Annotated in this window: 14 protein-coding genes and 1 pseudogene; 10 read left to right on the forward strand and 5 right to left on the reverse strand. The window is 60.8% G+C overall.

Features of this window, described 5'->3' with window-relative positions; all coding sequences use genetic code 11:
- The first annotated feature begins 16 nt into the window (after positions 1-16).
- The 4 genes from glp (at position 17) to Q0030_RS24985 (ending at position 3,221) form a co-directional block, all read left to right on the forward strand.
- Positions 17-1,228: a gephyrin-like molybdotransferase Glp gene (glp, locus tag Q0030_RS24970; RefSeq protein ID WP_298372855.1), complete on the forward strand. Its 1,212-nt coding sequence runs from the start codon at positions 17-19 to the stop codon at positions 1,226-1,228.
- A 230-nt stretch (positions 1,229-1,458) separates the two neighbouring features.
- A complete protein-coding gene (lexA, locus tag Q0030_RS24975) occupies positions 1,459-2,163 on the forward strand; it encodes a transcriptional repressor LexA (protein ID WP_021079225.1) in 705 nt (234 codons plus the stop codon).
- Between the two features lie 256 nt (positions 2,164-2,419).
- Positions 2,420-2,848 (forward strand): hypothetical protein, encoded by a 429-nt coding sequence (locus Q0030_RS24980; RefSeq protein WP_298372859.1) that lies wholly within the window; start codon positions 2,420-2,422, stop codon positions 2,846-2,848.
- A gap of 145 nt (positions 2,849-2,993) precedes the next feature.
- Positions 2,994-3,221, forward strand: coding sequence for a hypothetical protein (locus Q0030_RS24985; protein ID WP_298372968.1), 228 nt, complete (start codon positions 2,994-2,996; stop codon positions 3,219-3,221).
- Here the strand turns inward: Q0030_RS24985 and Q0030_RS24990 are convergent.
- The 4 genes and pseudogenes from Q0030_RS24990 to Q0030_RS25005 all read right to left on the reverse strand — a co-directional run.
- Positions 3,218-4,291, reverse strand: a pseudogene (locus tag Q0030_RS24990) (ComEC/Rec2 family competence protein); the annotation flags it as partial. The gene Q0030_RS24985 and the pseudogene Q0030_RS24990 overlap by 4 nt on opposite strands.
- A 38-nt stretch (positions 4,292-4,329) precedes the next feature.
- Positions 4,330-5,316 carry a site-specific integrase gene (locus Q0030_RS24995; RefSeq protein ID WP_298372861.1) on the reverse strand — a complete coding sequence of 329 codons (987 nt, stop codon included), beginning with the start codon at positions 5,314-5,316 and terminating at the stop codon, positions 4,330-4,332.
- A 17-nt stretch (positions 5,317-5,333) separates the two neighbouring features.
- The gene (locus Q0030_RS25000; RefSeq protein WP_298372863.1) at positions 5,334-5,675 is read right to left on the reverse strand and encodes a hypothetical protein; all 342 of its coding nucleotides are present in this window, start codon (positions 5,673-5,675) and stop codon (positions 5,334-5,336) included.
- A 131-nt stretch (positions 5,676-5,806) separates the two neighbouring features.
- Complete coding sequence (locus Q0030_RS25005) at positions 5,807-6,073, reverse strand: hypothetical protein (protein ID WP_298372866.1); 267 nt, start codon at positions 6,071-6,073, stop codon at positions 5,807-5,809.
- Positions 6,074-6,135: 62 nt separating this feature from the next.
- Between Q0030_RS25005 and Q0030_RS25010 the strand changes: the two genes are divergently transcribed.
- The 6 genes from Q0030_RS25010 (at position 6,136) to Q0030_RS25035 (ending at position 10,486) form a co-directional block, all read left to right on the forward strand.
- A complete protein-coding gene (locus Q0030_RS25010) occupies positions 6,136-6,336 on the forward strand; it encodes a hypothetical protein (protein ID WP_298372869.1) in 201 nt (66 codons plus the stop codon).
- Positions 6,337-6,348: 12 nt separating this feature from the next.
- On the forward strand, positions 6,349-6,774 hold the full coding sequence (locus Q0030_RS25015) for a hypothetical protein (RefSeq protein ID WP_298372871.1): 426 nt from the start codon (positions 6,349-6,351) through the stop codon (positions 6,772-6,774).
- Between the two features lie 87 nt (positions 6,775-6,861).
- On the forward strand, positions 6,862-7,479 hold the full coding sequence (locus Q0030_RS25020) for a hypothetical protein (RefSeq protein WP_298372874.1): 618 nt from the start codon (positions 6,862-6,864) through the stop codon (positions 7,477-7,479).
- Between the two features lie 88 nt (positions 7,480-7,567).
- Positions 7,568-7,879: a hypothetical protein gene (locus Q0030_RS25025; protein WP_298372876.1), complete on the forward strand. Its 312-nt coding sequence runs from the start codon at positions 7,568-7,570 to the stop codon at positions 7,877-7,879.
- Between the two features lie 23 nt (positions 7,880-7,902).
- Positions 7,903-8,670 carry a hypothetical protein gene (locus Q0030_RS25030; protein WP_298372877.1) on the forward strand — a complete coding sequence of 256 codons (768 nt, stop codon included), beginning with the start codon at positions 7,903-7,905 and terminating at the stop codon, positions 8,668-8,670.
- A 1,273-nt stretch (positions 8,671-9,943) separates the two neighbouring features.
- A complete protein-coding gene (locus tag Q0030_RS25035) occupies positions 9,944-10,486 on the forward strand; it encodes a hypothetical protein (RefSeq protein ID WP_298372879.1) in 543 nt (180 codons plus the stop codon).
- A 128-nt stretch (positions 10,487-10,614) separates the two neighbouring features.
- Here Q0030_RS25035 and Q0030_RS25040 read toward each other — a convergent pair whose 3' ends face one another.
- Positions 10,615-12,720 (reverse strand): hypothetical protein, encoded by a 2,106-nt coding sequence (locus tag Q0030_RS25040; RefSeq protein WP_298372882.1) that lies wholly within the window; start codon positions 12,718-12,720, stop codon positions 10,615-10,617.
- Between the last annotated feature and the right edge of the window lie 25 nt (positions 12,721-12,745).

A 12,745-nucleotide genomic window follows, 5' to 3' on the forward strand; every position in this document is an offset into this window, starting at 1 on the left:
TTGAGGAGCTCTGAGCGTGGCCCTGATGCCGGTTGCCGATGCCCTGTCCGCCGTCCTCGCCGATGCCGACCCGCTGCCGGAGGAGATGGTCGCGCTCGATGCCGCCTACCACCGCACCCTGGCGCGCGACCTCGCCGCCCGGCGCACCCAGCCGCCGCAGCCGATGTCGGCGATGGACGGCTACGCCGTGCGCGCGGCCGACGCTGGTGATCTGAAGGCCCGGCTCAAAGTGATCGGCGAAGTCGCCGCCGGCCGGCCGTTCGAGCGCCCGGTCGGCGCCGGCGAAGCGGTGCGGATCTTCACCGGCGGTGTGATCCCCCACGGCGCCGACGCCGTCATCATCCAGGAAGACACCGCGGTCGACGGCGACCACATCACGATCACCGAGCCAGCTGCCGCCGGACGGCACATCCGCCCCGCCGGCGTCGATTTCCGTGAGGGCGACGTGCTGCTCGCCGCCGGCAGCCGCCTCTCCGACCGCGCGCTGTCGCTGGCGGCCGCCATGAACTATCCGGACCTCGCGGTGCACCGCCGCCCGAAGGTCGCGGTGCTGGCGACTGGCGACGAGCTGGTGATGCCGGGCTCGCAGCCCGGCCCGGGCCAGATCGTCTATTCCAACGGCTACGCGCTGGGGGCGCTGGTGCGCGCCGAGGGCGCCGAGACCGTCGATCTCGGGGTTGCCGCCGACACGGTGGAAGCGACCACCGCCGGCATCCGCCGGGCCCGCGAGACCGGCGCCGACATCCTGATCACGACCGGCGGCGCCTCGGTCGGCGACCACGACCTGGTCAAGCAGTCGCTGGAGGCCGAGGGCGTCGAGATGACGTTCTGGCGGATCGCGATGCGGCCCGGCAAGCCGATGATGCATGGCCGGCTCGGCGCGATGCGGGTGATCGGCCTGCCCGGTAATCCGGTATCCTCCTATATCTGCGCCTTCCTGTTTCTGGTGCCGTTGATTCGGGCGCTGAGCGGCCGAAAAGCCGTCCATCATGTCCGCGCGAGCGCCCTGCTCGGCCGCGACCTCGCCGCCAACGACCAGCGCGAGGACTATCTGCGCGCACGCCTCGAAGAGCGCGAGGACGGCACGCTGATCGCAACGCCTGTCATGCAGCAGGACTCGTCGTTGCTCGGGAATCTCGCTGCGGCACGGGCACTTCTCGTGCGTCCGCCGTTTGCGCCTGCCGCCGTCAAAGGCAGCGAATGCGAGATCCTGACGCTGCCCGAGTGAGGCTCTCACGGCCCGCCGACTGCGCGTTGCCGGTTACATTCACCGGAAATTAAGTGGTTGCGGAACACATATCGAACATATAGTGTCCGTTCATGATTTGTTTCGAGTACTGGTGTCTACAATTGGGAGGCCGCGAGGGAGCGCTCGTCATGAGCACCGTGCTCCTGAGGTCAGGCCCCGCCTGAAAGTCTCGGAATCGAACGACGCTATCAACCGGGGGAATACTCGAGATGCTCACGCGCAAACAGTACGAACTTCTGCGTTTCATCAATGAACGCCTGAAAGAGGCCGGCGTACCGCCCTCCTTCGACGAGATGAAGGATGCGCTCGACCTGCGCTCGAAGTCCGGTATCCACCGCCTGATCACTGCGCTGGAGGAGCGCGGCTTCATCCGCCGCCTGCCCAACCGCGCCCGCGCCATCGAGGTCATCAAGCTGCCCGAGCTCTCGGCCGGCGGCGGCAACGGCCGCCGCGGCTTCACGCCGAGCGTCATCGAAGGCACCCTCGGCAAGCGCACCAGCACACCGCCGATCGCCGAGGACGACGGCAACCGTCCGGTCGCGGTCCCCGTGATGGGCCGGATCGCCGCCGGTACGCCGATCGAGGCGCTCCAGACCCGCAGCCACACCATCAGCGTGCCGCCCGACATGCTCGGCGCCGGCGAGCACTATGCGCTGGAAGTGCGCGGCGACTCGATGGTCGACGCCGGCATCCTCGACGGCGACATGGCGCTGATCCAGCGCAACGACGTCGCCAACACCGGCGACATCGTGGTGGCGCTGATCGACGAGGAGGAAGCCACCCTGAAGCGCTTCCGCCGCCGCGGCGCGTCGATCGCGCTGGAGCCGGCCAACACCGCCTATGAAGTGCGCATCCTGCCGCCGAACCGGGTCCGCATCCAGGGCAAGCTGATCGGCCTCTACCGCAAATACTGAATTTCAAATACTTGCGGCGGCAGGGAACGAGCAACACATCGGATCGTTCCTTGAATGATAGCGTAACGTGCTGTTTGCCCGATGCGCTCCGATACCTCTCACGCAGCGTCGCGTGTTTGTGATTGGGGCGTTCGGCCGCCAGTCGTACAATCGCCCAGAAACGAGGAGACACTCGTTCGCTATCGTCCACTCTGGTAGAGGCCCTATGCCTCAAGGAGAGGCACGGGTCGCTACCCTCGAACAGAGGAGCCATCCGATGTGTGACTATAGTCTGCACGCCGTGGCGTCGCGCCCCGCCATTGTTGGAGAGACGCTGATCACCACGACTTTCCGCGGCACGTCGACCCGCGGCTTTGCTTCGGAGAACGATCCCACTGTCGCGGTCTGCATGCTGCCGGGCACCGAGCTCGCCTTCACCGAGAACGTTCGCTACGACAGCCGCTGGATCTGGACCAAGACGATGAACTTCCGCGTCGGCGTGTTCAACGAAGTCGAGCCCGACGTTCCCGATCGCCATCATGACGCGGTCGAATTCCCCGACGGCAGCCATGTGCTGGTGACCCAGCTCGTCGAGGGACAACGCGTCAGCGTGCTGCAATTGCCGGCACTACATCCGCCGGTCGAGCAGAAGCCGAAGGTTGTGGAGCGGCGGCCATCCGCATTTGCGTCGCTGTTTTTGGGTTGAACGCATCGTCGCCGCGGAATGAGCTGTCCGGCGGCGAGTGACCTAAGCGATTTCGAGCGACCCCGGACGCAGGGTTCCGGGGCGCAGCTGGAGAATTGCGTCGGCGCGCGCCTTGGCGCATCATCGGGCACGGAGGACGTGCGTGGTGGTCGACAAGGTCACATGGCAAAAGGCTGGACGCGTCACGGAGCCGGGCCGCTACATGTTCCGGTTCGGCTGGCTGACGGTGACGGCTGACGACCTGAAGGTCTGGGAGCAGTTTCCCGAGGCTTCCTTCACCCTCGTCAAGAAGCCCGACGCCGGCCCCGACTCCGACGAATACCATCTCGGCCTGTTTGAATTGCCGACCGGCCCCTCGCCCGACAACCGCTAATCCTCGCCCTGCAGATCGGTCTCGGCCGGCGTCGCGTCGACCGCGGGCCGCTGCGCCGTCGCGGGCGTGCGTAGCGTGGTCTCGCTCTCGCGATCGCCGGGAACCGCCGGCGACCACGGCCGGTCGATCCCGCCGGGCTTGACCGCATCGATGGCGTAGCCGTCCCTGATGCGCCGCAGCACCAGCGCGCCGTGGCGCCGCAACCGCTCCGCATCGATCACCGAGGCCGCGCAGCCCCGCGGCGCCGGCCGCGCGGTCACGATCAGCGCCGCCCGCTCGCAATCATCAGTCAGCGCCTCGGGCCTTGTCGCCAGCGCGACGAAGGCGCCGCCGGGACCTTGCGTCACGCAGCCGCTCGGATCGCAGGAGACGCCCTCGCCGAGCGACGCGTCCGTGGCGGTCCGCGCATCGGCGTCGGCCGCCAGCCACTCCTTGACGAGGAAGGCGTCCTTCGCACTGTGCATCAGATGCAGCCGCCCGTCGCCGCCCCGTACCGCGACGTTGCGGCCGTCGGCGGAGACCAGCACGTCCGGCTGCGGCACTAGGATCGCCCAGACCGAGGCGACCACCAGTAGCACCGCACCCGACCAGCGCAGCGGCGTGCGCAACAGCCCGAGCAGGATGAGGCCGGCGCTTGCCACGATCATCGGCCCGACCCCGAACGCCGCCATCCGGCCGACCGCGCCGGGTAGCGCCGCGACCCATTGTGTCACCAGGATCATCCAGTCGATGCCAAACCCCATGATCGCCCAGAACACGCCGTCGAAGCCGAACGGCATGGCGAGGAGCCCGAGCAGGCCGGCCGGCATCACGACCGCCGACACCACGGGCATCGCCGCGAGGTTCGCCAGCAGCCCGTAGGGCGTGACGCGGTGGAAATGGAACGCGGCGTAGGGCGTCGTCGCGAGCCCCGCCACCAGCGAGGCCAACATCAGCATCGTGAGCTCACGCCCGCCCCACAGCGCGACCCGCGCGGTCGCCGAATGATCGGGCGACGCCAGCAGGTTCGGCAGCCCGATCTGCACCAGCGCCACCAGCCCGAGCGTCGCCGCAAACGACATCTGGAAGCTCGTTTTCGAAGTCAAATATCGTTCGTTAATTCAACAGCTTAGATAGCTTTCTTAATACCACTCCGGGACTTCCTCCGGGACTTTGCAAGCCGCTCGACGGCTACAGCAACATCCTCATCCAGCACATGCGCATAGCGCAGCGTGCTTTTGATGTCCCGGTGATTGAGCGCCTTTTGAACCAGCTTGAGGTTTCCGCTGTCGCGTAGAAGCTTACTGCCGAAATCGTGCCTGAAGTCATGGAAGCGGAAGTTTGCGAGCCCAGAGAGCGCCCGCATCCGCTGCCAAGCTGATTTGGCTCCGTTATAAGACAGAGCGTAGCGCTGCCCCCTCACCCGACCCAGCTTCTTATTGCCGTAAACTGCCACGTAGGTGAAGCAGAACTCCGGGTGTTGTCCCTGCAACGGGTACAGGATCTCACGCACCGCCGCCGTGATCGGAAACACCACCCGCCTGCGGCCCTTGCCGAGGCGCACAATCTGCTTAGCGCCGAAGTCCACTTCCTCCCAACGCAGGGTGACGCACTCCTTCAGCCGCATGCCGCTAGCCCGCACGAAGTCGAAGAACGGGCCGTAATCGTCGCGCATGGCCTGGTCGAGTGCGTCGGCTTCCTCGAGCTTTAGTTCGCGTACACGCTCCTCTGGCTCGTCCAGCAACAGGTCTTCCCAATCCGGCTCGTTCTCGAATACCGCCTTCTCGGACTTAGCGAAGGCGAACAGTCGCTGTAGCACCTTAGTAGCCGACCGGTTCACGGTGGCGTTGGAGACCAGTGGTAATGCCCGCTCCGCTTCCTTGGTCCGCTTGCCGCGCCGCTTGACGCGCTGCCCGCGCCGCCACGCCACCATGTCTTTGGCGGCCTGGTTGTCGATCTCGGTCAGCGGCTTCGATGGCCCGAAGTATTCGACCAGACGCGCCAGGTTGGTCTCAGTGGCCTTCGGCTCCGAATCGTATTGAGCGCTATGGTTCCAGAGACGGGCGGCGACGTCGTCGATAGCCAACGACGCCTTGGCGCGCGCCGTTGCCTTCATCAGCGCCTTGGCCTTCTCTAGTTCTGCAGCTTCGAACCTTTCAGCATCGCGTCGCGTCGTGCATTTCGTGCTGCCAGAAAACCGATTGCCGGCGTGTTGGAAGTCGTACTGATAGTACGGCGAACGCTTGTCCCGGTATACTGACACGGTACTTCTCTCCTGGTGCGACGCGCTTCAAACTCGTTGATAAATTCTTCCTTGTAGCGGCGTCGCGGACGCTTCTTGCCTCGGCCGACGTTGATGTAAGCGATCTCACCATCCTTGGTGAGCGCGCTCAATTGGTCGTTGGTGATGTTGAGCCTCAAAGCCGCCTGCTCGGGCGTGAGCAAGCGGCTGTTGTCGTTGGCGGGATCGGGCAAGAGCGTGCCCCTAAGAAAATTGCTCTTCGTACCTCGCCGGCTGGCAGCCGACGCTCCGAGGCGGATGGTTGGTCGCTGAGGCGACTCAAATCACCGTAGCGAATTATACCGTACCCGCTCGGGCCAACCCGCTAGCCGGCGCCCAGCAGGATGATCTCGTCATTCGAAGTCCGCGCGGCCCATGCGGCGCGTGCGTATTCGAGTCGTGCCGAGCCGTCAGGGTCGTGGAGCGCGGCCCACGCGCCAAACTCGGAGGCCCCATTGAGAAGCATGTGGAGGCCGCCGTCACGGATAACCGGGTCGCAGCCCTCGGCACGCAGGCCGGTATAGTAGGTGCCCGCGAAAAAAGGCGTGGATGGATCAACGCCCGCGCTAGCATTAAGATTCAGATGAGACATTGCTATTCCCCTGTCGAACCGGCTCATTTGACCGGCCCCAAAACTGTGGTACCAGAGATTCCATGAAACGTCAAACCTTGGTACCAAAGAAAAAACGCGGGCCACCGGCCACCGGCCAAGGCACCCAGATTCAGGTGCGTCTGCAGCCCGACGATCTGACGGCGGTCGATGACTGGATAGCAAAGCAAGACACCGCTCAAACGAGGCCGGAAGCAATCCGGACGCTGATGCGGCAGGCGCTGCGCAGCAAGACCAAAGGTTGAGGTTATGAAAGGATGGCAGCAGCGAAACGCGTCATCGTCGGCGAGAAAATTAATCACCTCATTCAGATAGAAGACTGGGATTGGAATTACAGTCTATCGGTCGAGGCAGGTGATCACCACGAGTACCGCCCTATAGAGATCAAAGGAAAGCTCATGCTCCCCGCCAACATCAAGGCGACTTCGGTGCGGGCTCTTCTCCATCCAGTGATCAGGCCCAGTTGGAAGAAGAGGGTCAAGAACGTTGGTGGCGTTCTCTATCGCGGCAAGGACTATACGGCCTATCTTGACGTGGCGCCCGACGCTATCTCGCCGTTACTCCAAATGCTGATCGCGGGAAAATATAGATATCTAACAATGCGGGTTCTGAAGAGTGGTACTGGAAGGGCACAAGTTGAAAACTACAGACTTTCCTCCACCGTGGACGACGATGCGCTATGACGGTGCAGGTGCTTGATACAGACGGCATCCGCGATTTCGCCGCTCAATTTCGGGCAGCGTTAGACCAGCTAGACCGTGGCGATTTCCGTGAACAAGAGAAGCGAACGATACCTCTCTAAAAGAGCTGAGAGGCGTAAAGCAGCTCAAGCAAAACGCGCACAATTGCCAGCCTCGTCAGAAAGCATGGCAAAAGAACGCGCGCCCTGGAGACGGCGGGCAATCAAGTTTATTGTCGGGACAGCAATCGTTGGAACGATCGGATTTGTTGCGTCTGTGTACCAGATCGCAGGTGGACCACCGTGGCCCGTCGCCCCGACTTTCGTCCCCGGCTTCCCTTCTTCCGGCAATGCGTTTGACGTGCCTTTCTCCGTAACCAACAAGAGCGCGCTCTTTTCACTCGATCATTTGAAAATCACCTGCAGACTGGAGAATGTCAGCACCGATACCAATGTCAAAATTGCGCAACTTCCGATAACAGCATCGGACGGCGAAGCTTCGCTACGGCCCCTGCAGTCGGCGAGCTACGGCTGCCCCTTTCCAAATATGTTCAAGTTCCCCGAAGGGAGCAAACTGACGGCAGCGACAATCATCTTCATCACGAACTACGACACTCTCTGGGTGCATACCCAATCAGAATCCGATCCATTCTCACTGAATACAAAAACTAATCCGCCACAATGGACGACCGGAAAGACAATTCAGTAATCCCGTTAATAGCCCCCGATCCACTCCAAAGACTAGTTGCTCCACCCAATCCCATCGATCTACAGTTGCGACTGGCTTGGGGGATTTAATGAAACTGTTTAAACGCAAAGATGCGTGGGAACGAACTTTTCGGCTCAGAAGCAACCACGGCGCTTCAAAAGGATTTCTTGCCGTACTGTTTTGGCTCTGGGGCGTCATCGGACTGCTGTTCAACGCGGGCACGCTGTTCGGTCTCACCGGCAATATTGGCGTCGGAACGTCAGCCTATCTGACAGCAACGTGTCTCGTCTGGATTGGCGGAATGGTGCTGTTTGGTATAGGCGCCCTGCTCGCTCATACCGATTTTGACGGTGAGCGGCCGATGGAAGCAGATTACGGCGACGTTCGGGTGGCGAGGTAGTCAATCGATTCGCGGAAGAGGCTATGGCGAAACTGAGGCGTTACGGACAATGTCACCTGTGCGGGTGCAGCGGTCCGCTCAGCTTTGAGCATATCCCGCCTGAGGCCGCATTTAATGATCAGAAGGTTCTGCTGTCGGACATCGAAAAAGTTCTAGCTGGAGACATGCTCGAGCATCTCGACAATCCGAAGGGCAGGACACAGCAACGCGGGGCTGGCGCGTATACTCTTTGCGAGCAGTGCAATAGCAAAACAGGTGGCTGGTACGGCAAACCTTATGTGGCATTCGCCCGACAGCTGTTTCCTTATTGCTGGATGCCGCCCGACCGTGTCGGGATTATCCCGTGCACGATAAAGCCGCTCAACGTTTATAAGCAGATATTGGTGATGTTCTGCAGCGCTTCCCCGCCAGCTGTTACGCAGAAGAATCCCGAATTAGTGCGCTATCTTCTGAACCCGGAATCGCGAGATTCCGGACAAGAGCGGATATATCTAGGGCTCTACGATCTGAGGAATTCCAAAGCCACTCGGCAATCTGGCTTGACCGGCAGAATCAATGGTCATGGCATTCAACTTTTTTCAGAGATATCATTTCCGCCCTTCAATCTGGTTTGTTCGACCTCTGGGGACAACCCGGATCCGGGTCTCACCGAAATTACCTGGTTCAAGGAATTCGCATATGGCGAGTCGGCAGACATATCGTTGACACTTCGAAATCTGGCGGTGAATAGCGTTTTTCCTGCGGACTATCGGAGCGTGGACGAGATAAAGCGGCAGGCCGGAACCAACTAAGGATCAACTGCTAAATCTTTATGCGGCGACGATTTTCAATTCGGCTGGAACCTTTCAGCCTGTTCGCTACTTATGAAACACCCGCCAGCGGCGCGGTGCGCGGTCCGTGATGGTTCATCCGCCAGCCCCGGAGATCACGGACCGCGCACCTTCCTTGGTGCGCGGCGTGCCCTTCTCGCGCCGATTACCTAAAAGCAACTATCGCTTGGTGCGCTTGGCCCTTGGCGCGTCTGGAGCGACCTGGGGCGCCGCAGCGGGGCTCTCAGCCCTCGCAGATTCCAACGAATTGACTCGCGCGCTGAGCGTGCCGAGCTGATCAGATACTAGCTTTTGTTCGCTATGCTGTGTAGATGACTTTTGCTGGACGTCATTCAATTGGGCGGCGAGCTTCTGCTGATCCGACTGAATCCCCTGCACGGCCTGCTGGACGGACGCTAAAGTTTCCTTGATCTGGGCAATGGCAGGGTCCTGCTGTGGAGTCGCCGCAGCATGTTCCCGTGGGGCAGGCCTTGCTGTGTTACTGTAGCTCGCCCAAAGCGCAGCGCCAGCGACGACGAGAGCGAGTAGAGCGACTAGCAGCAGCAGCGCCGATCGCGGCCGTGCATCCGCAGACGTTGGATGGGCGTCAGTCATGATGGATTTCCCCGGTTGTGGATGACCTGATAAACTACCCACCGGACGGTTGGTTCCATGATTTTTCGCCGCTCCTGTACTAAGCAAGAACCCGACGCGCCTCGGCGTCCTTCACGGCGACGACAACGTGGCTAGGCGGTCGGAAGCAATCCGCCGCCTCGTCGAACTCGGACTTAAGGCGAAGAAATAAGTGGATTTCATCAACACAGCGATAGGCTCAATGCAATTGCCGCACTGGCTCATTGCGGCAGGCTCGTTGCTAGTTGTCGTCGGGGTAATCGGACGTGTGATCAGTCGGAGGCAATCGGATGATGAGGCCGAGGACGATCTGGAAAGCGCGCCACGTCCAAGGATGGCACCGCTGCCCGATCTACTCGATTCAAGGCCACGGAAAGGTCGGCCCCCAAAGCCAGACTAGCCTGCCCGACAATCGCTGCGCGATCTCAAGATTTCCCAAATCCTAGTTGCCCTCCCCGGTTCACTCGCCTTATGGCGGAGGCCAGGAGTCGGGGGCTATATGCGGCAATCGGCCATCCGAAAGTATGAAAAGAAATCTGCACAAAACAATAACGCGAGTGATTTCTTTCTATTCGTAAAGACTGTACGGTTGCCCGACGATTGGGCGACAATTTAAAGTATTGTGGCGGTGCTGATTTCCATTCTTGTTCCGCTTGCTTGTGCGGCGCTCCTTTGCGCCTGCGCCTACATCGCCTATCGGCTTGGCCTTGAAGAAGGTCGGCAACGGGGCATGTCGGAGGCCTACAACCTCTATGTGTCGGCCGGCGCCATCAAGGACAACGCTCGATCGAAGATCACGCGAGATGTCTCTAGCACGCATGTCGCGATTGGCTCGACGCTCCTTGCTCTAGCGTCGAGCGCATTCCTTTACATGATACCTGCAAAGCCGGTCGATCACAGCCTGCACGGTGTGTTCCGTCGCTGGCAGGGCGAAGCGTGGGTCATTGTCATCAAGTACCCGCAACGGCAGCTGCGGGAGGCAAAGCTTTATGAAGACGACGTGCTGGTCGGACCAGCGAACAGCGATCCGCAAGATATCTCCGCGAAAGGCCGTGGCCTCTATCGGCTCTACAAAGAAGCCGATGAGACAGCGCCGATCCTGATGTTTTCATCGAGCGACAACACCGACCCAAACACCAACGGCAGGAAGTATAGGCTCGAGTGACAGGGGGCGCTGACCGCCCTAGGACCGATCGACATTCATTGCGCCCACAGAAAATCGAATTCCGTGGTCCAGAACTCGCCATTCTGCAGGATGTCTATGGGGTAGGTGATTGCCACTATACGCGCGCCCTATGCTAAAACACGACGCGCCTTAGCGTCCTGAACGGCGGCAACAACCCGCATGGGTAACTGAGCGTCCCGCCTCGCCAATTCGGCCCGCATCAGTTCCAGCGTTTTTGCGTCGGCGCTTCCCTGAACCACGATGCTGCTGCCAGCGTTCACGGTGACCGCCCCACCACCATTCCGCAGCACGTCATTTGGAACGACCTGAGAACCGCGAGGAAGGTTGACCAATTCAGGACCGTTCTCGCCAACCAGCGACATGCCGCCAGGCGCGAAGTCGGTACCGGTTGCGAATGCCGGCACCGTTGGACCGAACCCACCTATCCCATCCGTCGCATTGATGCCCTTGCTGCCACCGCCGAACAGGCTGAACAGATTGAACCCGCCGCCAGACGAGCCGCCGAAGGCTGACGACCACAGGTTATCGGCCGCCATCTGGGCAAGTTTGTCCGCAATCTTTCCGAGCGCATTGAGGCCAGCGGTCTTTAGCGCGTCCATGGCGGATGCGCCGTTGCGGATCTGGGTTTCAAAATCTACCAAGAAGCCGCTGTTGACCTGCTGGCCAAGGGTTGCAAGCTCTTTGATGGTGGCATTATAACGCAGTCCAGCCGCCTCGGCACTGCGCAACGCCTCTGGAATGTCGTTGCCGTAAATGCTCTTCAGCTGCTGGGCAATCGCCAGGTCTTGCGGGGATAGAAACGCGGACTTGCCGCCAAACTGAATATCAGATGCAGCCTTGGCTTTGGCCAGGGCCTCGGCAGCGGCGCCAGCATCCTGCGCAAGATCCTGAATTTGATTGCGCACCTTATCCGTGATTGGAATGCCAGCCAGGCGGGCAGCGTTCAGAAGCTGAGCCTCGGCCTTCGCCTCCTCCGTAGCAGCAGCGCCCTTACCCTCAGATTCCGCAGCGGCATTGGTCGTTGCGATGTACTTGGTCAGCGACTCCGTTGCGCGATCGTACGCGTCTGCCGCCTCTTCTCCGTCCTTGCGCTTTGGAAGATGTGCGGCATTCGGGTCGGCATTGTTCGCCGCGGCCGGGCGCGCCTGAGGAGTGGGCACGCCGTTTGGAAAATCGGCCCTTGACTGTTGCTCGGCGACAGACTTGACCATGTCTGCGGCGAGTTGCGCTTTGGCACGGATAAGCTCAAGTCCAGCGGCAATTTGAAGATTCTCTGGCTTCCCCGAAGCGTTCAAATTTTCAATTGCGCGCGTAAGCTGGTCAACGTCTTGCGCAGCCCCAACCGCGTCCTTGGCAAAAATCGCAGAAGCATCCGCTATAGCATTGAACTTCTGCTGACCACTACCAGGCTGGATGTTCTGCGACTCGAGCGCCTTCTTCACCAGATCGTTGGCTTTATCAATCAACCCATCAAGCCAGCCAGCAATGTCCGCAGTTACAGACTTGAACTGAGCAGCCAGCTGAGCTGACGATGCTTTCCAGGCGCGATCAAATGCAGCCGCTTTCGCGACCGTCGCGCCATCAATCACGGCACCTGCAGCGTCCGCGCTCTGCGCGAGTTCTTCGAACGACCGACTGCCGTTGCGAAGCGCCTCAACCCAGCCCTGAGACAGGCCGAGCATCTGCGCGGCCTTTGTCTTCTCGGGTATAGAGTCGAACTTGTTCAGCAGATCGCCAGCAATCGCAAGCAGCTGGTTCATGCTGATAATCTGGCCGTTGCGGTCCTTATACTTGATGTTGTTAGCATCAAGCAGACGCGTCAACGAATTCTCGTTTTCCTTGGCGTCAGCCAGCAGCGAGGCGACCTTCTGGAGATCGGTAGCCGAGTCCGTGGTGGAAACGCCGCCCTGCCCAGCCGCAAATTGGATCCGCTGAAATCGCTCGGCAGTCACGCCAGTGAATTCAGCGTTCCTCTGCAGTTCTGCAAGCTGGCTGTTCACGTTGGTAAGAGCGGCCAAGAGCCCGCCAACCAGGCCGGTCACGCCAGCGGCGGCAACACCAAGCGACGCGAAGCCGCCAGCAGTTGGGTTGAGGTTGGCGAATGATTGCTCGATGCGAGCTACCGCGTTGTCCGCGATGTTCCCAGCCTGATTCATATCGCTTTGGAATTGGTCGAGTTTGGCGCCGAGTTGGACGACGAGATCGTTGGACAATTTACTTCCTTATTTGAGTACGACG

Origin of the sequence: uncultured Bradyrhizobium sp. (assembly GCF_947648125.1) — a bacterium.
In the GTDB taxonomy this organism is placed as follows: Bacteria; Pseudomonadota; Alphaproteobacteria; order Rhizobiales; family Xanthobacteraceae; genus Bradyrhizobium.

Bases quoted from the DNA above. Each gene is read 5' to 3' on its own strand.
- lexA (WP_021079225.1), top strand. From the start codon at position 1,459: ATGCTCACGCGCAAACAGTACGAACTTCTGCGTTTCATCAATGAACGC.
- Q0030_RS24980 (WP_298372859.1), top strand. From the start codon at position 2,420: ATGTGTGACTATAGTCTGCACGCCGTGGCGTCGCGCCCCGCCATTGTT.
- Q0030_RS24995 (WP_298372861.1), bottom strand. From the start codon at position 5,316: ATGAAGGCAACGGCGCGCGCCAAGGCGTCGTTGGCTATCGACGACGTC.
- Q0030_RS25005 (WP_298372866.1), bottom strand. From the start codon at position 6,073: ATGTCTCATCTGAATCTTAATGCTAGCGCGGGCGTTGATCCATCCACG.
- Q0030_RS25010 (WP_298372869.1), top strand. From the start codon at position 6,136: ATGAAACGTCAAACCTTGGTACCAAAGAAAAAACGCGGGCCACCGGCC.
- Q0030_RS25015 (WP_298372871.1), top strand. From the start codon at position 6,349: ATGGCAGCAGCGAAACGCGTCATCGTCGGCGAGAAAATTAATCACCTC.
- Q0030_RS25025 (WP_298372876.1), top strand. From the start codon at position 7,568: ATGAAACTGTTTAAACGCAAAGATGCGTGGGAACGAACTTTTCGGCTC.
- Q0030_RS25030 (WP_298372877.1), top strand. From the start codon at position 7,903: ATGGCGAAACTGAGGCGTTACGGACAATGTCACCTGTGCGGGTGCAGC.